At 70.5% G+C, this 20,096-nt stretch carries 17 protein-coding genes and 1 pseudogene; 8 read left to right on the top strand and 10 right to left on the bottom strand.

The window, feature by feature from the left end; translation table 11 throughout:
- Nucleotides 1-71 precede the first annotated feature (71 nt).
- Both ACGFNP_RS32830 and ACGFNP_RS32825 read left to right on the top strand, forming a co-directional pair.
- On the top strand, nucleotides 72-305 hold the full coding sequence (locus tag ACGFNP_RS32830) for a DUF4287 domain-containing protein (protein ID WP_214639636.1): 234 nt from the start codon (nucleotides 72-74) through the stop codon (nucleotides 303-305).
- Nucleotides 306-360: 55 nt separating this feature from the next.
- Nucleotides 361-771, top strand: a complete 411-nt coding sequence (locus ACGFNP_RS32825; RefSeq protein WP_358328361.1) for a PPOX class F420-dependent oxidoreductase — start codon at nucleotides 361-363, stop codon at nucleotides 769-771.
- A 129-nt stretch (nucleotides 772-900) separates the two neighbouring features.
- Here ACGFNP_RS32825 and ACGFNP_RS32820 read toward each other — a convergent pair whose 3' ends face one another.
- The 3 genes from ACGFNP_RS32820 to ACGFNP_RS32810 all read right to left on the bottom strand — a co-directional run bounded on the left by ACGFNP_RS32820 (nucleotide 901) and on the right by ACGFNP_RS32810 (nucleotide 4,584).
- Complete coding sequence (locus ACGFNP_RS32820; RefSeq protein WP_358328364.1) at nucleotides 901-2,118, bottom strand: acetyl-CoA C-acetyltransferase; 1,218 nt, start codon at nucleotides 2,116-2,118, stop codon at nucleotides 901-903.
- Nucleotides 2,119-2,195: 77 nt separating this feature from the next.
- Nucleotides 2,196-3,542, bottom strand: a complete 1,347-nt coding sequence (locus tag ACGFNP_RS32815) for a PQQ-binding-like beta-propeller repeat protein (protein WP_393325302.1) — start codon at nucleotides 3,540-3,542, stop codon at nucleotides 2,196-2,198.
- Nucleotides 3,543-3,600: 58 nt separating this feature from the next.
- Nucleotides 3,601-4,584 carry an SGNH/GDSL hydrolase family protein gene (locus ACGFNP_RS32810; protein WP_358328369.1) on the bottom strand — a complete coding sequence of 328 codons (984 nt, stop codon included), beginning with the start codon at nucleotides 4,582-4,584 and terminating at the stop codon, nucleotides 3,601-3,603.
- A 129-nt stretch (nucleotides 4,585-4,713) separates the two neighbouring features.
- On the opposite strand from ACGFNP_RS32810, the gene ACGFNP_RS32805 reads away from it, so the two are divergent.
- On the top strand, nucleotides 4,714-6,084 hold the full coding sequence (locus ACGFNP_RS32805) for a cystathionine beta-synthase (RefSeq protein ID WP_393325300.1): 1,371 nt from the start codon (nucleotides 4,714-4,716) through the stop codon (nucleotides 6,082-6,084).
- On the opposite strand, the gene ACGFNP_RS32800 is transcribed toward ACGFNP_RS32805, so the two are convergent.
- Nucleotides 6,081-6,938 carry an NAD(P)-binding domain-containing protein gene (locus ACGFNP_RS32800; protein ID WP_358328375.1) on the bottom strand — a complete coding sequence of 286 codons (858 nt, stop codon included), beginning with the start codon at nucleotides 6,936-6,938 and terminating at the stop codon, nucleotides 6,081-6,083. The genes ACGFNP_RS32805 and ACGFNP_RS32800 overlap by 4 nt on opposite strands.
- 66 nt (nucleotides 6,939-7,004) lie before the next feature.
- Between ACGFNP_RS32800 and ACGFNP_RS32795 the strand changes: the two genes are divergently transcribed.
- On the top strand, nucleotides 7,005-10,742 hold the full coding sequence (locus ACGFNP_RS32795; RefSeq protein WP_393325298.1) for a BTAD domain-containing putative transcriptional regulator: 3,738 nt from the start codon (nucleotides 7,005-7,007) through the stop codon (nucleotides 10,740-10,742).
- Here ACGFNP_RS32795 and ACGFNP_RS32790 read toward each other — a convergent pair.
- A pseudogene (locus ACGFNP_RS32790) lies at nucleotides 10,665-11,285 on the bottom strand (sensor histidine kinase); the annotation flags it as partial. The gene ACGFNP_RS32795 and the pseudogene ACGFNP_RS32790 overlap by 78 nt on opposite strands.
- A gap of 587 nt (nucleotides 11,286-11,872) precedes the next feature.
- Between ACGFNP_RS32790 and ACGFNP_RS32785 the strand changes: the two are divergent.
- Together ACGFNP_RS32785 and ACGFNP_RS32780 are read left to right on the top strand one after the other, a co-directional pair.
- Nucleotides 11,873-12,082 carry a hypothetical protein gene (locus ACGFNP_RS32785; RefSeq protein WP_358328380.1) on the top strand — a complete coding sequence of 70 codons (210 nt, stop codon included), beginning with the start codon at nucleotides 11,873-11,875 and terminating at the stop codon, nucleotides 12,080-12,082.
- Between the two features lie 169 nt (nucleotides 12,083-12,251).
- Nucleotides 12,252-13,391, top strand: coding sequence for a cystathionine gamma-synthase (locus ACGFNP_RS32780; RefSeq protein ID WP_358328383.1), 1,140 nt, complete (start codon nucleotides 12,252-12,254; stop codon nucleotides 13,389-13,391).
- Here ACGFNP_RS32780 and ACGFNP_RS32775 read toward each other — a convergent pair.
- Together ACGFNP_RS32775 and ACGFNP_RS32770 are read right to left on the bottom strand one after the other, a co-directional pair.
- The gene (locus ACGFNP_RS32775) at nucleotides 13,388-13,819 is read right to left on the bottom strand and encodes a DUF2269 family protein (RefSeq protein ID WP_358328386.1); all 432 of its coding nucleotides are present in this window, start codon (nucleotides 13,817-13,819) and stop codon (nucleotides 13,388-13,390) included. The genes ACGFNP_RS32780 and ACGFNP_RS32775 overlap by 4 nt on opposite strands.
- A 10-nt stretch (nucleotides 13,820-13,829) precedes the next feature.
- Nucleotides 13,830-13,955 (bottom strand): hypothetical protein, encoded by a 126-nt coding sequence (locus ACGFNP_RS32770; protein WP_263655728.1) that lies wholly within the window; start codon nucleotides 13,953-13,955, stop codon nucleotides 13,830-13,832.
- Between the two features lie 140 nt (nucleotides 13,956-14,095).
- Here ACGFNP_RS32770 and ACGFNP_RS32765 point away from each other — a divergent pair, with 140 nt between their 5' ends.
- Nucleotides 14,096-14,518, top strand: a complete 423-nt coding sequence (locus tag ACGFNP_RS32765) for a DUF6292 family protein (RefSeq protein ID WP_358328389.1) — start codon at nucleotides 14,096-14,098, stop codon at nucleotides 14,516-14,518.
- A gap of 28 nt (nucleotides 14,519-14,546) precedes the next feature.
- On the opposite strand, the gene ACGFNP_RS32760 is transcribed toward ACGFNP_RS32765, so the two are convergent.
- From ACGFNP_RS32760 to ACGFNP_RS32750, 3 genes are all read right to left on the bottom strand, one after another.
- Entirely contained in the window at nucleotides 14,547-16,502 is a 1,956-nt protein-coding gene (locus ACGFNP_RS32760; protein WP_358328895.1) for a hypothetical protein, read from the bottom strand.
- 30 nt (nucleotides 16,503-16,532) lie between these two features.
- Complete coding sequence (locus ACGFNP_RS32755; protein ID WP_393325294.1) at nucleotides 16,533-17,285, bottom strand: hypothetical protein; 753 nt, start codon at nucleotides 17,283-17,285, stop codon at nucleotides 16,533-16,535.
- Nucleotides 17,286-17,348: 63 nt separating this feature from the next.
- A complete protein-coding gene (locus tag ACGFNP_RS32750; protein ID WP_393325292.1) occupies nucleotides 17,349-18,740 on the bottom strand; it encodes a sigma 54-interacting transcriptional regulator in 1,392 nt (463 codons plus the stop codon).
- A gap of 171 nt (nucleotides 18,741-18,911) precedes the next feature.
- Here ACGFNP_RS32750 and ACGFNP_RS32745 point away from each other — a divergent pair, with 171 nt between their 5' ends.
- The gene (locus ACGFNP_RS32745) at nucleotides 18,912-20,096 is read left to right on the top strand and encodes an FIST N-terminal domain-containing protein (protein WP_358328898.1); all 1,185 of its coding nucleotides are present in this window, start codon (nucleotides 18,912-18,914) and stop codon (nucleotides 20,094-20,096) included.

Below are 20,096 nucleotides of genomic sequence, written 5' to 3'. Positions count from 1 at the left end.
AGGTTGGGGCTTGTCAATCCGGGGGACGTGTTGCAGTGTCGAGCAAAGGACCTTAATCCGTGGAGGTGCCCATGTCCTTGAACCACTCACCGGAGACGCACACGAAGCTCATCGCCAGGGTCCCAACGATAACGGGACGCGAACTCCCAGAGTGGTTTCAAGCCATCGACAACGGCCCGTCCTTCCTGAGGTGTGACGAGCGGGCCAACTGGCTCGCCGACGAGCACGGGCTGACCCATGGCTACGCCGCCGCGATCGTGCACGAACACGAGCGGTTCCGCCATAACCGCACGGGCTTCCTGTAGGCCCGCACTCCGATCCGCGCCCGTGCCGTTGGCACGGGCGCGTAATCATGGGTGCATGGACCTAGACGACGCACGTGACTTCCTGCGGCACAACCACCGCGCCATCCTCCTCACCAGGCACGGCGACGGCCGTCCGCAGATGTCCCCGGTGGCGGTGGGCGTGGACGCCGAGGGCTACCTCGTCATCAGCACCAGGGAGACGGCCGCGAAGACCCGCAACATCCGCCGCGACAACAGGGTGGCGATCTGTGCCTTCACGGACGCCTTCTACGGGAACTGGATCCAGGTAGAGGGCGAGGCGGAGATCATCTCCCTCCCGGATGCCATGGATCACCTGATCGCCTACTACCGCGGCATCTCGGGCGAACATCCGGACTGGCCGGACTACGAGGCGGCGATGGTCCGCGACAAGAGGGTCATCGTCCGGGTGACTCCGGTTCAGGCCGGGCCGGACCGCCACGGGTAGGGGAAGTCCGAAGAAGACGGCCAAGGACGCGCACGTCACGGCGGGCGGCCCGCATCGCCGGAGGAGCGTTCCCCTGGACGGGCGCCAACCCCGTATGGCGGTTGGCGCCCACCGGGCCGGCCGTAAAAGCTAGGAAAGGCGTTCCAGGACCATCGCCATGCCCTGCCCGCCGCCCACGCACATGGTCTCCAGGCCGATCGACTTGTCGTGATGCCGGAGGCTGTTGATCAGCGTGGAGGTGATGCGCGCGCCCGTCATGCCGAACGGGTGCCCGACGGCGATCGCGCCGCCGTTGACGTTGAGCCGGTCGAGGTCGATGCCCAGATCCCGGTAGGAAGGGATGACCTGCGCGGCGAACGCCTCGTTGATCTCCACCAGGTCGACGTCGTCGATCGCCATCCCCGCGCGGGCGAGCGCCTGCTTCGAGGCCTCGACCGGGCCGAGGCCCATGATCTCGGGGGACAGGCCCGTGACGCCGGTGGAGACGATCCGCGCCAGCGGCGTGATGCCCAGTTCGGCCGCCCGCGTGTCGCTCATCACGATGACGGCGGCGGCGCCGTCGTTGAGCGGGCAGCAGTTGCCGGCCGTGACCGTGCCGTCGGGGCGGAAGACCGGCTTCAGCCCCGCCACCCCCTCGTACGTGGTCCCGGCCCGCGGGCCGTCGTCCTTGCTGACCACGGTGCCGTCGGGGAGCGTCGCCGGGGTGATGTCCTTCTGCCAGAAGCCGTCGGCCAGCGCCTTCTCGGCGAGGTTTTGCGAGCGTACGCCGAACTCGTCCTGGTCGCGCCGGGTGACGCCCTTGATCTGGGCGAGGTTCTCGGCGGTCTGGCCCATCGCGATGTAGATGTCGGGGATCGTGTCGTCCTCGCGCGGGTCGTGCCAGGTCCGCCCGCCCTCGGCGAACGCCTTGCTGCGCCCGATGGCGTCGTGGAAGATCGGGTTCTGGGTGTCGGGCAGCGAGTCGGAGTTGCCCTTGACGAACCGCGACACCATCTCCACGCCCGCGGACACGAACACGTCGCCCTCGCCCGCCTTGATCGCGTGGAAGGCCATCCTGGTGGTCTGCAGCGACGACGAGCAGTAGCGGGTGACGGTGGTGCCCGGCACGCTGTCGAGGCCGAGCATCACCGACACGACGCGGGCCATGTTGAAGCCCTGCTCGCCGCCGGGCAGGCCGCAGCCGAGCATGAGGTCGTCGATCGTGGTGGGGTCGAGCTGGGGCACCTTGGCCAGCGCGGCCTTGATCATCTGCACGGTGAGGTCGTCGGGACGGATGTCCTTCATCGAACCCTTGAAAGCCCGCCCAATGGGTGAGCGCGCGGTAGCGACGATCACAGCTTCAGCCATCTTCATCCTCCTGTGTCCGGCCTTTAGAACTATATTCCAGTCCTATCGGCAGGGCACGGTGGCCCCGGCCCGGGTTGCTAGCCGTACATGCCCGGAGCCGTGGCCGCGCCGTCGTTGACCGCGTGGACGCCGCCCTTCTCGTCCCGCCAGAGGCGCCAGCCGTCCTGGCTGCCGGTGAACCAGGGGGGCGGTGCCGCCGAGGTCCCGAGCCGTTTGCCGGTCGACAGGTCGTACTCGCAGATGGCCGCTATCGAGTAGAAGCCGGGGGCCTGGGCGCGGAGCGGGAGCGGCTTGGGGTCGGTGACGCAGAAGGACCAGCCGCGCTGGTTGTCGACCGGGACCGAGGTGCCCGTCGTCAGGTCGAAGGCGGCGCCCTTGGCGTCGTGCTTGAGGAAGCCCAGCCTCTCCATGTGGTCGGGGAAGGCCAGCCACCAGCCGGAGCCGGGCACCTCGGAGGCGGCGATCTGGCCGACGACCCGGCCGCTCTCCGAGTCGAGCCGGGCGAAGCCGCCGTAGGTGCCCTGCTGGTCGACCGGGCGCACTACGGGGGCGTATCCGGGGCTGCCGCTGGGGTAGACGCGGACGACCGAGGGACGCATCCAGTTGATCGTGCCGTCGCCGATCTTGACGGAGAACAGGCCGAACGTGGAGACCTTCTTCGTCTGCGGGTTCGTGTAGGGGGCGACGTAGCCGATCAGGTTGTCGCTCGTCGAGCCGAAGGCCCATCCGCCCGACATGTCGATGCCGGGACCGAGCGCCTGCTCGATCGGCTGCTGCCACTGCAGCTTGCCGGTCTTGAGCTCGTACGACTCGATCATGGGGTGGGCGGCCAGGCGGAGCAGCAGCACCCGGTCGGCGTCGGACCACTCGACCTCGGCGATGCCGGGCAGCTTCCACAGCTGCTTGCCGGTGGCCGGGTCGAGCACCACCACGCGGGCGCTGGCGAGCGCGGTGTGCTCCGACAGGCAGATGTAGGTGCCGCAGCGCTGGGGGCCGAACGTGGAATGCACGGGCCGCGTCCACTTCTGCGTGCCGGTGCGCGCGTCGCGGGCGACGAGGGCGGCGTTCCAGCGGCCCTTCTTGGCCGGGTCGATCGCCACGACGACGGCCTGGCCGGGGGCCGTCTCCACGATGGCGGGCGCGGAGACGCCCATGCCGGGCAGTCTGCCCGCCATGGTGGCCGGCTGGGCCCAGAGCTTGTTGCCGTGGGCGAGGTCGACGGCGACGGTCTCCAGCGTGCCGTCGGGCTTCATGGAGGTGGTCGCGACGACCCCGCCTGCGGCCGCCATCCGGCTGACCGCGTCGATCTCGGAGTTGTGCCAGGTCGGGAAGTCGGCCGTGGCCGCGCCGCTGTCATCGGAACAGCCGGCCAGGGCCAGGATTCCGGCGAGTGTGAGGGCGGCGTTCGCGAGGGGCCGGAGCACGAGCAATCCACTCCAAAGGGACGAGGAGTGACGGCTTCGGCTCGGAGGGTGACCGGGGTCAGGCGTCGTTGAGCGTCTCCCCCAGCCGGCGGCGGAACAACGTCACCCACTTGCCGTGGGGACCCGTCGCCCGCCCGGCGACCCGGGTCGCGGAGACCTCGGTGCCGGACTCCTCCGCGGCCGTAGCCGCCGCAAGGTAAATCGGTTGCAATCCTTCGCCGCGCGCGGGTCTCGGCTCGGGCCACAACCTCAACGCAGCGCATACAGAAGGTAGCACTGCGTAAGCTGCCTGTGCGTAACCTCGGGCAGATGGATGGAAACGATCCGGTCCGAACATTTCGCCGGGGTTTGTCGCGAATTCCGGTCCCAGGACGTCGGCGAACGCGACCGTACGCCCGCCCGCGTCGACCACCGCGACCGTCTGCGCCGCGGCCAGCTGGCGGCTCCAGCGCCGCGTCACCCAGCGCAGCGGCTGCGCGATGGGCCGTACCGTGCCGAGATCGGGACAGGTGCCCACGACCACCTCGGCGCCCGCCTCGCGCAGCCGTCGCACGGCCTTGCTCAGGTGTCGTACGGCCGCCGCCGGCGGGGTCTGGGTGGTGACGTCGTTCGCGCCGACGAAGATGACGGCCAGGTCGGGTTCCGCTTTGAGCGCCCGGTCGACCTGGCCGGAGAGTTCGGCCGACGGGGCTCCCGACTTGCCGACCACGTGGAGGCGTACCGGGCGTTCGGACACGGAGGCCAGGCCGTGCGCGAGGAGCACCCCCGGCGTCAAGGCCGGGTCGGTCATCCCCAGGCCGACGGAGAGGGAATCGCCCAGCAGGACCATGGAGATCGGGGTGCCGGAGAAGTCGCCGTAGACGCCGTCGGAAGGCGGTCCCTCCATGCCGTGCGGCCGTCCGATCGCCTTCCTGGCCAGCAAGCTCTCGGCGATCAGGAGGGCGTACGCGGTGGCGCCGAGAGCGGTCAGACCGCCGCCTCCGAGCGCCGCCGCCGTCGCGATCTTGCGCGCCGCGCGCGCCGTGCCCGGTGCCCAGACCACCTACGTTGCTCCCTTCGACTGAACTCGGCGGTAGCGTTTGCTTGAAAACTAGCCGAGCGCTCGCCACCCCCACGGGATCTCGGCCTTCGGCAAGCTGACCAAGCTTCGGCAAAGAAGGTGAACACCTCGGTGCGCGTTTACGATTCCCTGGTCGAGTTGATGGGCAATACGCCGCTCGTCAGGATGCACAAGGTCTCCGCTGGCCTGACCGCCCAGGTGCTCGCCAAAGTCGAGTACTTCAACCCGGGCGGCTCGGTCAAGGACCGCATCGCGGTCCGCATGATCGACGCGGCGGAGGCGTCGGGGGAGCTCCGTCCCGGTGGCGTGATCGTCGAGCCGACGTCCGGCAACACCGGTGTGGGCCTGGCCCTCGTGGCCCAGCAGCGGGGCTACAAGTGCTTGTTCGTGGTGCCCGACAAGGTGGCCCAGGACAAGATCGCGGTGCTGCGCGCCTATGGCGCCGACGTCGTGGTCTGCCCGACCGCCGTGTCGCCCGACCACCCCGACTCCTACTACTCGGTTTCCGACCGGCTGGCCCGCGAGGTGCCCAACGCCTGGAAGCCCGACCAGTACTCCAACGTCAACAACCCCGACTCCCACTACTACTCGACAGGACCCGAGGTGTGGGAGCAGACCGAGGGCCGGATCACCCACTTCGTGGCGGGCATCGGCACCGGGGGCACGATCAGCGGCACCGGACGCTACCTCAAGGAGATCTCCCAGGGCCGCGTGAAGATCATCGGGGCCGACCCGGAGGGCTCCGTCTACTCGGGCGGTTCCGGCCGGCCGTATCTCGTGGAGGGCGTCGGCGAGGACATCTGGCCCGCCACCTACGACACGAAGATCTGCGACGAGATCATCGCGGTGTCCGACAAGGACTCGTTCAACATGACCCGGAGGCTCGCCCGCGAAGAGGGCCTGCTGGTCGGCGGCTCATGCGGGATGGCCGTGGTGGCGGCGCTGGAGGTGGCGGCCAAGGCGGGGCCCGACGACGTGGTGGTCGTCCTCCTGCCCGACGGCGGGCGCGGCTACCTGTCCAAGATCTTCAACGACGACTGGATGGCCGACTACGGCTTCCTGATCACCCCGTCCGAGGAGGGCCTGGTACGTGACGTACTGGACCGCAAGGGGGCGGGCCTGCCGGAGTTCGTGCATGTGCACCCGCACGAGTCGGTCGGCACGGCCATCGCCATCATGCGCGAATACTCCGTGTCGCAGCTCCCGGTGATGAAGGAGGAGCCGCCGGTCATGGCGGCCGAGGTGGTCGGCTCCATCGTCGAGCGCGACCTGCTCGAAGCCCTCTACCGCGGCCGGCTCTCCTCCGAGGACACGATCGCCGAGCACATGTCGTCGCCGCTGCCGATGATCGGCAGCGGCGAATCGGTGGCGCGCGCGGTGGAGGCGCTGGAGAAGGCGGACGCCGCCGTGGTGCTCGAAGACGGCAAGCCCGCCGGGCTACTGACCCGCCAGGACCTGCTCGCCTTCCTCGCCAACCACTAGGGCTTCCTGATCGACTCGATCACGGTGCCGAGCCCCTCCAGGCCGCGCCCCTCGGCGTCGGCGCGCTCGAACAGCTCCTTGAGCGCGTTCGGCACCGTGATCTCCAGCCCGGCGTCCTTCAGCGCGTGGACGGCGTGGCCCAGGCCGACCGCCTGCATGCGCAGGGAGTTCAGCTCGCCCGGGTACACCCCGGCCTCGACCTCCTCGGCCAGGATCTTGGCGAACCCCATCGGCCCGTCACCCCCGAGCTGCGTGAAGGTCTCCCTGGCGAACGGCAGGAAGTCCCCGGGCGCCACTCCTGCCGTGCCGAGCAGCGCGAGCGCGTGCATGTAGCTGGTCAGGCTGGACCAGAAGATCAGCAACTGCGCCTGGTAGTACATCATCGCCAGGCCCTGGTCCTCGCCCACGTAGGTGATCGTGGCCAGCGACTTGAGCGTCTCCGCGTGCCGGTCGACGGCGTCCTTGGGGCCGCTGTAGAAGGTGTACGCCATGGGCAGGCCGATGCCGGGCGGCGGCACCATGATCCCTCCGGTGACGAGCGTGCCGCCCCGCCCGGCCACCCACCCCGCCGCCGCACGCAGCTCCTCCGGGGTGCCGGAGCTGAGGTTGACCAGCACCTTCCCGTCCAGCCGCGCGTCGCCCAGGCTGTCGTACATGGCCTGGTAGCTGACCTGGCTGATGACCAGCAACTCACCTTCGGCCGCCTCGGCCGCCCGCCTTGCGCCCTTGTTCACCAGGGGCTCTGTCTTGCTCGCCGTACGGTTCCACACGGTCACCTCGTGGCCCGCCGCGAGGAACGTCTCCGCCATCTTCGACCCCATCGGGCCCATTCCGATCACTGTCACTCGACTCATGACCCACAGCCTCGGATGTCCCCCTACGGAAATCCTTCCGCCTCGCTACGGGTTGTCCCTGGCGTGGTGAGTTTCGGGGTACTCGGGCCGCTGGCCGTCTGGACGGACGACGGCCGGCGGATCGAGGTGACGGAGCCCAGGATGCGGGCGCTGCTGGCCGACCTCCTGGCGCACGGGGGCGGCCCGGTCTCGATGGACCGGCTGATCGACGACCTGTGGGGGGACCGGCCCTCCCGCAACCCCGTCGGCACTCTTCAGGCCCGCGTCTCCCAGCTCCGCCGCGTGCTCGGCGGCTCCGGCTCGATCGTCCACACCCCGGCCGGCTACCGCCTGGCTACCGTCGCGAACCCCTCACCGGCTGAGCCGGACGCCCTCCACGCCGGGGCGGACGCCTTCCACGTCGGGCCGGACCCTTTTCGGGACCGGTGGCGCGACGCGGACCGCTCCGAGGGTCGGCACGCTTTGGGCCGTTTCGGGGCGGGTGGTGATGCTGGTCGCTTCCGTATCGCGGTCGACGCGGACCGCTTCCTCGAGCTCGCCGGCCGCCGTTCCGCCGACCCGCATGAGCGGGCCGCTCAGCTCCACGAGGCTCTGACCTTGTGGCGCGGCCCCGCGTACGCCGATCTCGCCGACGAGGAGTTCCTCCGCCCGGAGATCGCGCGCCTGGAGGAGGCGCGCCTGTCCGCGCTCGAAGAGCAGGCAGAGGTACGGCTGGCGCTGGGCGAGGACGTAGACCTGGCCGACCTGGTCGCCCAGCACCCGCTACGCGAACGCCTCCGAGCCCAGCACATGACAGCCCTGTACCGGGGCGGCCGCCAAGGCGAGGCCCTGGCCAGCTACGACGATCTACGCGAGCGGCTCGCAGGAGAACTGGGCCTGGACCCCACACCCGAGCTGGCCGCGCTCCAGGAGGCCATCCTCCGCCAGGACCCCTCACTCACCGCCCGGCCGCCCCACTCCAACCTGCCGACCCCCCTCACGGAGCTGATCGGCAGAGACGCCGAGCTCGCCCAGCTCCGCGACCTGCTGAACACCGCCCGCCTGGTGACGCTCACGGGCCCCGGCGGCGTCGGCAAGACCCGCCTCGCCCTGGAAACCGCCCGCTCCCTCCTCGACGAAAGCCCCGCCTTCCCCGACGGGGTGTGGCTGGTGGAGCTGGGCGGGATCGCCGACGTGGCTGAGGCGGTCGCGGACGTCCTCGGCGTACGCGACGACGACGCCGCGCCCCTGGCACCGAGGCTGGCGACCGCCCTGGCGGCCAAACGGGCGCTGCTCGTGATCGACAACTGCGAGCACCTGGTGGAGGAGGCGGCCGCGCTCGTGTCGGCGCTGCTGCGGGCCGCCCCGGGGCTACGGGTCCTGACGACGAGCAGGGAACCGCTCTGCGTCACCGGCGAACGCGTCCACGTGGTGCCACCACTGACCGAGCCCGACGCCGTACGCCTCTTCACGGCCCGCGCCGACCTCAAACCGAACGAACCACACGCGACCACTGCGGCGGACCCGACCACCACGCTTGACACGACCACCGAGACCACCGAGACCACCGCGACCACCGCGACCACCGCGACGACGGGGCCTGCCGCGACTGACGCGACCAGTTGGCCGAGCAGGGCGAACGAGCTGGACGGCCGGGACGAGGTGGGCGAGGCGGTCGCGACCATCTGCAGGCGGCTCGACGGCATCCCGCTGGCGTTGGAGCTGGCCGCGACTCGGGTGCGTGCGCTGGGCGTACGGGAGGTGGCCGAGCGGCTGGACGACAGGTTCCGCCTGCTCAGCTCCGGCATGCGGGACGCCCCGTCGAGGCAGCGGACGCTCCGGGCAGTGATCGACTGGAGCTGGGACCTGCTGTCCGGCCACGAGCGGGTCGTGCTGCGGCGGCTTGCCGTACACGCGGACGGGTGCACGCTGGAGGCGGCCGAGACGATCTGTGCCGAGCCCGGCGTGGACGTGGTGGACGTACTGGCTCGGCTGGTCGACCGCTCGCTGGTGGTGGTGACCACCGGCCCCAGGTACCGGCTGCTGGAATCGGTCGCGGCCTACTGCGCCGAACGCCTGGCTGAGGCGGGAGAGCACGGGCGGATCGCCGCTCGTCACGCCCGCTACTACACGTCGCTGGCCGAACGGGCGGACCTGCGCGGCCCAGGACAGAGGCAGTGGCTCGAACGCCTGGACACCGAGACCGCCAACCTCCGACTCGCCCTGTCGGGCCCGGAACCGCTACGCCTGGTCAACGCCCTCGCCTGGTACTGGTTCCTACGCGGCCGCATGGGTGAGGCTCGCCGCTCCTTGGCCACCGCCCTTTCCAGAACCACCCCGACACCAACCCCACGCCCGCCGGACCGCCCCGCCACCACCTCGCTCACCATGGACCGGCCCTCCACGGACGCGTCCGTGACCGATGCGTCCGCGAGTGGCCTGCCTATGACCGGCCCGCTTGCCATCGGCGTGCCCGCCGCCAGTTCGTTCGCGGCGGGTCGGCCCGTCGGCGTCGCGTTTGCGGCCGATCCGTCTGTGAGTGGTCCGCTTGTCACCAGCGCCCCCGCTGTCGACCGACCCGTCGGTGAGGCGGCGGTCGCGTCTGTGTGGCTGGCGGGGATGGCGTTGGCGGTTGGGGAGGTGGCGCCGCCGGTGCGGGAGGCGGGGCTCGATGTTGAGGGGCGGGCACTGGCCGACTGGTTTCTGACCCACGTGCGCTGGGCGTACGGCGATCAGGCGGCGCATCAGGCGGCGGTGAGCCGGGCGTTGGCCGCGTTCGAGGTGCTTGGCGATCGGTGGGGGATCGCCGCCGCGCTCAGTCTGCGGGCGAAGCTGGCGGTGGGCCGGGCGGATCTGACCGCGATGGAGCGGGACGGTCGGCGGAGTCTGGAGTTGTTCAGTCAGCTGGGGGACGGGTGGGGGCAGCTGGAGGCCATGGACGCGCTCGACCGGCTGGCTGAGATACGTGGTGACTATGCCGAGGCCGCCAGATTGCGCGTGGAGCAGTTGCGGCTGGCGGAGGAGCTCGGGTTCGAGGTCGCGTTCAAACTGGCCGGACTGGGCCGTGTGGCGCTCCTGGCGGGCCAGTACGAGCGGGCCGACCACTACCACGAGCGGGCCAGGCGGCTGGCCGTGGAACAGTCCTACAAGGCCGCGGAGGAGCATGCCGTGCTCGGGCTGGCACTGAGCGCCAGGCGCCAGGGCAGGTACGAGCGGGCGGAGGGGCTCCTGATGCCGTGGCTCGGCTGGTTGCGGGAGGTGCGGGGGACGCCCGGCATCGCGTTCCTCATGGCCGAACTGGGTTTCGCCGCCGAGCAGCGCGGCGACGCCGGAACGGCGCTCGCCAGGCAGCGGGAGGGTTACGAGGCGGCCCAGACCACCGGAGACCCCAGAGCGATCGCGCTCGCCCTGGAGGGCCTGGCAGGCGCACTGTCACTCATGGCCGAGCAAGGCGAGCAGCACGGACAGGCCAAGCAGGGCAGGCAGGCCAAGCAGGGCGAGCAGGCCGACCAGACCGAGCAGTACCGGGAGGCGGCCGGATTGGTCGGGGTGGCGGGCGCGCTCAGAGAGGCGGTAGGTGTGCCTCTGCCCGTTCCCGAGCGCGCCGACGTCGACCGGATCGCCGCCAGGTTGCGCGGGGCGATGGGGGAGGAGGCGTTCGACGCGGCCCGCGCCTCAGGCCGCGGGAAACTCCGCGACCACTTCCCAGGCGCCGTCGGCGCCGGGCCCGGCGTGGAGGCGGCCGCCCAGGGCCTCCACCCGTTCGGCCATTCCGACCAGGCCGAACCCGCCTCCCAGACGGGAGAGCCTGGGGTCGGCGGCTGAGCCGAAGTTGCGGATGCGCAACAGCACGCGCTGGTCGAACCGCCGCAGCTCGGCCTCCACCCAGCTGGCCCCCGGCGCGTGCTTGCGGATGTTGGTGAGCGCCTCCCGTAGCACCCGGTGGATCGTCGTCATGACCTCCGGCGGCAGGGTGCGGTCGTCGATGCCCGACCCGATCTCGAACGCGACGCGCGGCCCGTTCGCCGAGAACCGTTCCGTCAGCAGGCGCAGATCGGCCAGCGACGTGCCGGGCCGCCTGTCGGCCTCGTCCTCGGTCCTCAGCACGGTGACCAGGCGCCGCATCGAGGTGAGCGCCTCCGTGCCGGCGGCGGCGATGGCGTCGAGGGCGGGCAGCACGGCGTCGGGCTTCATGTCGGCGACCGTACGGGCGGCCTGGGCCTGTACGACGATGCCGGTGATGTGGTGGGCGACCAGGTCGTGCAGCTCCCTGGCCAGCTCCAGGCGTTCGGCCCGCCGTACGGAATGGACGGCCTCCTTGCGGCGCTCCTGCTGGAAGCGGAGGTAGCCGCCGACGGCGGCGGTCATCGTCCAGGCGGTGAAGAGCATGAACGAGAAGACCAGCTCGTTGCGGGGATCACGCGCGATGCCCTCCGCCATGAGGGCGACCAGTGCGGCGCCCCCGAACACGGCGGCCCTCTTGACCGGCTCGACGTGGCGGAGCACGCCGATGGTCAGGATGATCAGCGCGCCGGTCTCCGCGGAGCCGGGCACGCCGGCGAACCCGGTCACGCCGATCACCATCGACACGACGAACGACAGGGCCAGCACGGCGACGAACGTCTCGACCCGCAAACGGCGCCGCAGGATGACGGCCGCGATGCCCGCGACCCCGCAGATCGCCACCGCCCACTGGACGCCGCCCCTGGTGGCGGCCACGGCGAAGTCCACGAGAAGCATCATGGCCAGCCAGCCGATCGCGGCGATCTCGCTCAGCCGGCGGATCCAGTAGACGACGCGCTTGGATTCCCCCACTCCTGGAAGCCTAAGCCGGAAGTCGGACGGCGAGTATCGACCGTTCGGCCGATGGGGAGCGCCGAGGACCAGCCCTTCAGCGGAGGCGGTGGCGGGGGGCCGTCGACGATGCTGGTACATGTCCGGAAGGGGGACGGGAAATGGTTCTCATTGGGTTCGTACTACTGGGTGTCGGGCTGGTCATCGGGCTGTTGCTGGCGGTGGCCGACCCCGTACTGCTCTCCCGCATCAACGGGGAGGAAGCGGAGGGCGGCAGCGGCCGCCACATCGAGGTGCCCGCGCCGAACGCCGACGTGGTGCGCCTGACGCCCCGAGCGGGCGGCGACAGGCACGAGCCCCAAGCGGCCTGAGCCCTGACGCACAACAGGCCTGCCGCACAACAGAAATGAAAAACACGACAGACCTGGCTCGTGCGGGCATGGCGTGCGAGTCACGCGGGCGCGCTTTGGGGACGGCGCCCGCCTCGGCCCGCGATCCGTTGGGGAACGGATCGCGGGCCGCTTCCGTTACCGTGGGCCTATGACGAACGGTTTCGAAACTCTGGCGATCCACGCAGGTCAGGAGCCTGACCCGCTGACCGGCGCGGTCGTGCCGCCGATTTACGCGACGTCCACCTACAAGCAGGACGGCGTGGGGGGCCTGCGTTCCGGATACGAGTACAGCCGCTCGGCCAACCCCACCAGGACCGCGCTCGAAGAGGCGCTGGCCGCGGTCGAGGGCGGCGCGCGCGGGCTGGCGTTCGCGTCGGGCCTGGCGGCCGAGGACGCCCTGCTGCGTACCGTCTGCAGGCCGCAGGACCACGTCATCATCCCCAACGACGCGTACGGCGGCACGTACCGGCTGTTCGCGAAGGTCAACGAGCGCTGGGGCCTGCACTACGACCCGGTGCCGCTCGGCGATCTGGACGCCGTGGCCGCGGCCATGACGCAGAAGACGCGGATCGTCTGGGTAGAGACGCCGACGAACCCGCTGCTCGGCATCGCCGACATCGCCGCACTCGCCCAGCTCGCCCACGACAACGGGGCGCTGCTGGTCGTCGACAACACCTTCGCCTCTCCCTACCTGCAGCAGCCGCTCGCGCTGGGCGCGGACGTGGTCGTGCACTCCACCACCAAATACGTCGGCGGGCATTCCGACGTCGTCGGCGGCGCGCTGATCGCGGCCGACCAGGCGGTCGGCGACGAGCTGGCCTACCACCAGAACGCGATGGGCGCGGTGGCCGGCCCATTCGACGCCTGGCTGACGCTGCGCGGGCTCAAGACCTTGGGCGTCCGGATGGACCGCCACTGCGACAACGCCGAGCGGGTCGTCGATCTGCTGCTCGCGCACCCGCGCGTGACGCAGGTGCTCTACCCGGGGATGGGCGAGCACCCCGGGCACGAGGTGGCCGCCAAGCAGATGAAGCGGTTCGGCGGCATGGTGTCGTTCCGCGTCGCGGGCGGCGAGGAAGAGGCCGTCGCGGTGTGCAACCGGGCGAAGCTGTTCACCCTGGGCGAGTCGCTGGGCGGCGTCGAGTCGCTCATCGAGCACCCGGGCAGGATGACGCACGCCTCGGCGGCCGGCTCGCCGCTGGAGGTGCCGGGCGATCTGGTGCGGCTGTCGGTCGGCATCGAGACGGTCGACGACCTGCTCGCCGACCTCAAGCAGGCGCTCGGCTAACCGGGTACGACCATCAGGAACAGGATCACCAGCCAGATCACGGACAGCAGCCCGCTGATGGCGGCGATCCGGCCGTTCTGCACCTTGGCGTCGTCGTCCGGGTTCTCGGTCTCGAGGACCCGGACGGCGGTGCGCAGGTCGCGGTCGATGATGACGAGCAGCACGATGGCCACGATGAACAGCGTCATCGAGGCCGTCATGTACCACTTGCCGAGCACGCCGGCCCCGATGGACAGGCCCAGGGCCAGTCCGAAGATCAGCACCCCCAGCGAACCGATGCTGTAGATCCGGGTGGTCCGCTGGATGTTCTGCAGGACGGGCACGTTCTTACCTCGGATGGCGCGCGGTGCCGCCATGGTGGCCGCCGTGAGCGGGCCGATCGTGAAGATCGCGAAGCCGATGTGCAGCCAGAGAAGCAGGGACGACATGCGAAGGAGACTAGTCCCCGACGATCTCGCCCGTGGACTCGACACTCTGTTTACCTTCCGAGGAGCAACGCATGATCAGCTCGGTGGCCGCGATGGCGACCACCATCAGCACGATCAGAAGAATCATGGCAATCATGAGACACCCCTCCTTCCCCGTGTGGGACGTAAATATCGTCCGTAATGACTAGACGCTCTGGCAACGGAATAAGTTCAGCGCGGGTATGGTTGCTAACCGTCGCTTTTTCCTTACCTTCTGGGCACAAGGGGGTGCCGTCCGTGGCCGTCAGGCATGTCGAGCCGTATACCGACGAGTGGCTGCAGCAGCCGACCGGCTATGTGCAGCGGGTCGTCGACCTGCTCGGAGCCGAGGTCGCCGACTGGTGGGAAGGCCCCTGCGAGCCGCGTGACGCGACCGTCCGCCTGACGGACGGCAGCGCGCTGGTGTGGGACGAGGAGAGCGGGTGGCGGCTCGGGAGCTTCGTCTCCGGTGGTCGCGGCGAGCACACCCAGCTCGACGGCGTCCGCTATCTGGGCGGCGGGCTGCTGCCCCGGCCCGAGCGCGTGCCGTCGGCGCTGAGCGACGCCCGCGTGGGTGTGGGCGCCAGCTCCGCGTGGCGCCCCTGCTACCGCTCCCACCGCAACTGCCGCGACGGCTTCGACGTCGCGCTCGACTTCTACGCCCCCCTCGTCGAGGCGTGACCACCTGACCGCCTGAAGACGCCGAGGGTCAGCGGGACCGGCGCACCCGCAGGAAGTCGCTCACCACGTACTCGCCCAGCCGCTCCGCGCTGGGGGAGAACACCCGCCCGCCGTTCCGCCGCGCCACCTCGTCGACGAACTCCTTGAGCCGATCGTCACCCGCCAGCATGAAGATGTTGAGCGTCGCCCGCCGCCGCGTCATCTTGTCCACCTCGGCCAGCGTGAGCTCCAGCGTCTCGTTCGACGGCGGCCACTCGAAGGCCGACTGCCCGTTGCGCATCAGGTGAGCCGTCGGCTCGCCGTCGGTGACCACGAGCACGACCGGCTCGAAGTCGGGATGGCGATCCAGGTGCCGGCCCGCGATGAGCAGCGCGTGGTGCAGGTTCGTCCCCTGGACCATGTCCCAGTCGAGACCGGCCAGCTCGTCCGGCTGCAGTACCCGCGCGTAGTTGGAGAACCCGATGATCTGCACGGCGTCCTGCGGGAACTTCGAGGCGACCAGCGCCTGAAGGGCGAGCGCGGTCTGCTTGGCCGCCGCCCAGGTCCCGCGCAGGGCCATCGAGTACGACAGGTCGACCAGCAGGCAGACGGCCGCCGCGCTGCGCCGCTCGGTCTCGGCCACCTCGAAGTCGTCGACGGAGAGCCGGACCGCGCCCGACTCCGTCTGGACGCCGCCGTTGCGGACGCCGTTGACCAGCGTGCGGACCACGTCGATCGGCTGCTCGTCGCCGAACCGCCAGGGCCGCGACGAGCCGGTCAGCTCGCCGGCCGAGCCCGCGTCGTGCTGGTCGTGGTCGCCGCGCCGGCCCGCGTCGAGCGAGGAGAACACCCGGCGCAGCGCGGTCTCGCCGAGCCGCCTGACGGCCTTGGGAGTGAGCTCCAGCTTGCCCCGGCGGCGCAGGAGGTAGCCCTGCTCCTCCAGTTCACGTTCGATCCGCTTGAGTGCCTCCAGGTCGTCGACCGCCGACCGGCCGAGCGCGCGGCGGACCGCGGACTCGTCGATGTCGTCGAGCCTGGCGCCCGGGTAGTCCTGCCGGAGCGAGGTCTCCAGCTGGGAGAGGTCGGCCAGCTCCTCCAGGGCGGTGACGGCGTCGCCCATGCCCAGCGGCTCCTCGCCGGTGAGCCGGTCGGGGGTGTCCCAGGCCAGGTCGGGACGGCGGGCCTGGAGCGCCTCGCCGAGACGGCGCATCTGGTCGGAGAGCCCGGCCTGGTCGAGCGTCTGGTTGATCAGGTTGGCCAGCTCCTCGCGCTGGCGTGGGGTCATCGAGGCGAGCATGCGCTGGGTCGCGGCGGCCCGCCGGGCCAGGACGTCGACGAGTTCCTCGAGGTTGCGCGGCTTCTCCGGGAACAGATCGCCGTAGTTCTTCATGAACGCCTCGAAGTCCGCCTGGGTGTGCTGACCTTTGGCGTCCTTGTCGAGCATGTCGTTGAGATCCGACATCATCTGCCGGACGCGTTCCATGGCCGCCGGGTCCGGCTGGGCCAGCGCGTCGCGCATCCCTCTGAACTGGCTGTCGAGCACTTCGCGGCGCAGCAGGTCGCGCAGCTCCTCGAAGGTCTGCCGGGCGGCGGCGGAGCGCCACTCGTACGAGGTCAGCTGCTGGATCGCGCTGGCCGTGTCGTCGGGAAGCGAGTCGAGCTCGCTCTCGCGCAGTCGCGCGTCGTCGGACGGGTCGGGGAACAGCTCGGCCCGCTCCTGGCCGATGGCCTTGTCGAGGAGTGCCCGCGCCTTCTCCAGCGTGCCGTCGAGGCGGCCGCTCTCGCGCAGGTCCCGGCGGCGGCGCCGTACCTCTCTGAGCATGTCGTCGAGACCCCGGCGGTCCTGGGCGCCGGGCAGCCCGCGCTTGAGCAGGTCGCGCAGGGCGTGTACGGGGGTGGAGCCGGACAGGATGGCGTCGCCCATCTCGTCGAGCGCGGCGCGCACGTCGTACGGCGGGGCGAGGGGGTCGGGGCCATCGTTGAACTCGCCATAGCGGTAGGCCATCACGAACACACGCTAACCCGATATACGGGCCTACGCGTCCCCAAATACCTCACGCACCCCGGAGAGTTCGTTGACCTGGGGCGCGTAATCGACCTGGACGAGCACCGGGTGCCCGACCGATTTGAGGGCTTTGGTGAAGTCGCGGCTCTGGCACGGCTTCTTGCCGAGCCCGTGCCTGTCGGCGTTGACCGGCTTGCCGGCCAGCCAGCCGTCGCCGCAGCGCCTGGTGGTCCTGCCGAACGTCATCAGGTTGGTGTAGCCGAACTTGAGCGTCCTGCCCGCCCCGGTGAACAGGACCGTGGTGTCGTCGATCCGCTTGACCGTACCGCGGGCGGTGCGCGGGTCGGGCCGGTTGGCGAGCACTTCGTTGATCTTGACGGCCGTGGTGCCGCGGTACTCCACGCGGACGGCACTGGGCCCGAACGCCAGGTCGGCGGTCAGGTCGCCCGGCCCGCAGACGGTGCTGCCCAGGCCCTTGCGGTCGAGGGCCACCCGTCCTTCGGTCTCCTTGAGGTCGCAGGCGACGGTCACCCGACGGAACGCGGCCTTGGCGTAGTCGAGCCGCAGCTCCCTGGCGCCGGGAATGGCCTTGAACGTGTGGAGCGGCTTGCGGTACGTGGCGGCCATGGGGGTGATGCGGATCCCGGTCCCGCCGGTGGACCAGGCCCAGCCGTACACGGCCTTCGTGGCAGTGGTCCCAGTGGTCCCAGTGGCCTCGGCGGCCTCAGCGGGTACGGCGAAAGCGCTCAAGGACAAGGCGATGGCAAAGACGAGCGGACGCATGGGCGGTCTCCCCCGACGGCGTGATCAAAACATCACGTTCGACGCGCGAGACCGCCCCAATGTTCACGTCCGGTAGACGGTGACTCCGTCCAGGTCCTCCTTGGACAGGCGGCGCATGAGGTACAGGCCCTCCAGGGCGAACTCCAGCGCGGCCGCCGCGTGTCCGGGCGACTCCTCGCCCGCGCCCATGCTCAGCCGCGACATGACCTTCGCCAGGCCGCTGACCGGGCCGATGCGGCGCAGCAGCTCGGCGGCCGGGATCAGCTCGCCGGACTCCACCTGGTTGCCCTCGGCGAACTTGTCCGTCAGCGCTGACAGATCCATCCCGCCCAACCGGCTCCTGAACGTCTCGGCCGTGGCCCGGCGGAGCAGGTGGGCGAGGATCTCGGTCTCCCTGCCCTCCTCGCTGACCTCGAACTCCACCTTGCCGCGCAGGCTGTGGACGACGCTGGCCAGGTCGCAGACGCGGGCGACGGCCTGCTCCTCGCCGGCGATCGCCGCTCTGCGTACGGCGGAGGCCATGGCGGTCTCGGCGGCCGCGATCGAGAACCGCGCCGAGACGCCCGAGCGGGCGTCGACCGCCGTGGACTCGCGGACCAGGCGGGTGAACCGGGCGATCACTTCGACCAGGTGCTCGGGAATGTCGGCCCCGATGTCCGGCATGGACTCCTGGCGGATGAGTACCAGCTCGTCCTCGACCGTCAGCGGGTAGTGGGTGCGGATCTCGGCGCCGAAGCGGTCCTTCAGCGGGGTGATGATCCGGCCCCTGTTGGTGTAGTCCTCGGGGTTGGCGCTGGCGATGAGCAGGATGTCGAGCGGCAGGCGCAGGTTGTAGCCGCGCACCTGGATGTCGCGCTCCTCCAGCACGTTGAGCAGCGACACCTGGATGCGCTCCGCCAGGTCGGGCAGCTCGTTGACGGAGAACACACCCCGGTTGGTGCGCGGCACCAGCCCGTAGTGGACGGTCTCCGGGTCGCCGAGCGTCCGGCCTTCGGCGATCTTGATCGGGTCGACGTCGCCGATCAGGTCGCCGACGGAGGTGTCGGGCGTCGCGAGCTTCTCGCCGTAGCGCTCGTCGCGATGCTTCCACGCCACGGGCAGCTCGTCGCCCAGCTCCCGGGCGAGCGCGAGGCAGCGCGTACAGGCCGGCGCGTACGGATGGTCGTTGATCTCGCACCCGTCGACCACCGGCGTCCACTCGTCGAGCAGGCCGGTAACTGTGCGGATGAGTCGGGTCTTGCCCTGGCCCCGCTCACCGAGCAGGACGAGGTCGTGCCCGGCGAGTAGCGCCCGCTCCAAATGGGGCAGGACGGAGTCGTCGAAGCCCACGATGCCTGGAAAACGGGGCTCACCTGCTCGCAGCTTGGCCAGCAGATTTTCGCGGACCTCTGCTTTCACGGTGCGATGAACGTGACCGCTCTCTCGCAGCTCGCGGAGATTTAGAGGCTGATGCACGGGATCGAGACTACGTCCCCCGGGACCACTGCGGCAGACAGTTTCCCATCTGGCGGAGATTTCGGATCTTGACTATTGCGTGACGGTTCGTGCGCGTGCTTGTCCCTTTACTGGGGAGAATCCGTTCCTAGGGAACTTCGACCCGCCGAGGAGGCGAGATCTGTGGCTGTGATGACGAGCCGTTTCGCCGACGGTCTCGCCGTGGGGTCCGACCTGGTGGAGGCCGCGGAGCGTGCTGTCGGTCAGGCCCTGTCGAGGCTCAGCGGCGAGGCGGACCTGGTGTGCTTTTTCATCTGCGGCGACGACCCCGACGACGTGGCCAGGGCGGGGGAGCGCGCGATGAGGCTGGCCCCCGAGGCCCACGTGATCGGATGCAGCGCCACCGGCGTGATCGGTGACGGGCAGGGGGTCGAGCTGACGTCCGCCGTGAGCGCGTGGGCGGCCACGCTGGACGGGGCCGAGCTGACCACGTTCGCGCTGGAGACGCTGACCGCCGAGGACCGGTTCGTGGTGGTGGGGCTGCCCGAGCGGACGTCGGACGATCACGTGGCGATCCTGCTGGCCGACCCGTACACCTTCCCCACGGACGCGTTCGTGGAGCGTTCGGCGGACGTGCTGGGCAACCTGCCGTTGATCGGCGGGCTGGCCAACGGGATACGGGGCCGCGGCTCCGTCCGGCTCTTCGCCGACGGCGAGGTCTACACCGAGGGCGCGATCGGCGTGCTGCTCAGCGGCGCCGTACAGGTCAGCACGGTGGTCAGCCAGGGCTGCCGGCCGATCGGCCCGACCATGGTCGTCACCCGCTCCGAGGAGAACCTGCTGCTGGAGCTGGCCGGCCAGCCCGCCCTGGCCCGGCTGGAGGACATCGTCAGCGAGCTCGACGAGGACGACCGCGAGCTGGTCGCCGCCGGCCTGCAGATCGGCGTGGCCATGAACGAGTACGCCGAACGGCACGAACGAGGCGACTTCCTCATCAGAGGCGTGATCGGCATCGACCCGGAACGCGAGGGCGTGGCCATCGGCGACGTCGTGGACGTCGGCAGGACCGTGCGCTTCCACGTGCGCGACGCGGCCACGGCCGACGAGGACCTCTACGACCTGCTCGACGCGCACCGGGAGGAGCTCGGCCGGATCGACGGCGCGCTGCTGTTCTCCTGCAACGGCCGGGGCTCGGCGATGTTCGGCACCGCCGACCACGATCCGGTGGCGCTGCGCGACACGCTCGGGCCGATCGGGGTCGCGGGCTTCTTCGCCGCGGGCGAGGTCGGCCCGGTCGGTGGCCAGAACCACGTGCACGGCTTCACGGCGTCCGTCCTGATCTTCTCCACGCCCTCGGGCGGGGCGGGCAGCCCGTGA

Origin of the sequence: Nonomuraea sp. NPDC049269 (assembly GCF_043197155.1) — a bacterium.
In the GTDB taxonomy this organism is placed as follows: Bacteria; Actinomycetota; Actinomycetes; order Streptosporangiales; family Streptosporangiaceae; genus Nonomuraea.
The sequence above is the reverse complement of the archived record's forward strand: the minus strand, read 5'-3'. Positions and strand labels throughout refer to the sequence as shown.